1 protein-coding gene is annotated in these 1,255 nt (G+C 76.0%); it reads right to left on the minus strand.

Annotation, left to right across the window (positions count from 1 at the left end):
* Nucleotides 1–962: PfkB family carbohydrate kinase (locus NON19_RS33005; protein WP_255932957.1), on the minus strand; the 962-nt coding region annotated here is incomplete at its 3' end.
* Nucleotides 963–1,255: the final 293 nt, after the last annotated feature.

Genomic DNA, 1,255 nt, shown 5'->3' on the forward strand with positions numbered 1-1,255 from the left:
GACCTGGCCAGGGCGAACGGATCGGCGGGATCGGGCGCGGGCTGGGACGACGCGGGCCGCGCGGGGTGCCAGCAGGTGGGGTTGCCCGCGCCGCCGTGGGCGACGAAGTCGGTGGCCGCACGCACCGCGCACTGCACCGCCTCCTCGATCAGCCCGCCGTCGGCCAGCGCACCGGCCGCGGTGGCCGCGAAGCAGTCACCCGCCCCGCACGGATCACCCGCCACCCGCCGCCGGGCGGGCACCAGCATCGGCGAGGCACTGCCCCGGCTGAGCAACGCACCCCGCTCACCCAAGGTGATCACCACCGCGGCCGCCTGCCAATGACCGCACAAGGCCGCGGCACGCTCGGCACACTGACGCAACACGCTGCCACCCGAACCGGCGGCCAGATGCCCGGCGAACACCCGCGCCTCACCCGCGTTGGGCACCGCCAGGCGCACCCCGGCCACCGGCGCGCCGCCGCGGGGATGCGGATCCCACACCACCGGCACCCGCCGCGCGGCCTGCGCCAGCATCGCCCGCACGGCACCGGCGGTGCCCTGCCCGTAGTCGCACACCAAAACGGCCGCGGCGTCCGCCAGTACGCGGCGTACTGCCGGGGTCGGCGCGCCCACCGGGCCGCCGCCGTCGTCCAGCCGGACCAGCGGCCTGCCGCCCGCCCGCAGTCGGGTCTTGACCGGGACGGTACCGTGCCGCGCGAACGCAACCATGTGCACCCGGTCGGTGAGCAGGCCCCGCACCGCCTGATCGGCGTCGCCGTCACCCAGCGCGGTGACCAGCACCACCTCACGCCCCTCGCGAGCGGCCAGCGCCGCGGCCAGCCCCGCACCACCGGGGCGCTCGTGCACCCCGTGGACGTCCACCACCGGCACCGGGGCATCCGGAGCGAGCCTGCTCGCCTGGCCGTCGATATCCCGGTCCAGCAACGCGTCACCGACCACCACCAACGGCCGCTTCCCCATCAGCACCCACCCACCACCCACGCCACCCCCACACCAACCCCCGCACCCACCCCGCCATCGGCCGAACAGGTGACACCACCCGGGGATGAACCGCCGAACCCCCCCGCGGCGGATACCACCACGCTGCGCCACTGCCGCCTGGGAGCCCGCATGGCTTGTGCCTCCTCGTCCGGGGTGAAGCACCAGCAAAAGACCGGTCCGCTCACGGCGCCGTCCACGGCGCCCGAGTACCCAGCCTGCGGGCAGCACGCCGCGATCGCGACCCGAGCCGACCACCGCAGCCAGGCGGCGTT

The sequence above is a fragment of the Streptantibioticus rubrisoli genome (assembly GCF_024436055.1).
Classification (GTDB): domain Bacteria; phylum Actinomycetota; class Actinomycetes; order Streptomycetales; family Streptomycetaceae; genus Streptantibioticus_A; species Streptantibioticus_A rubrisoli.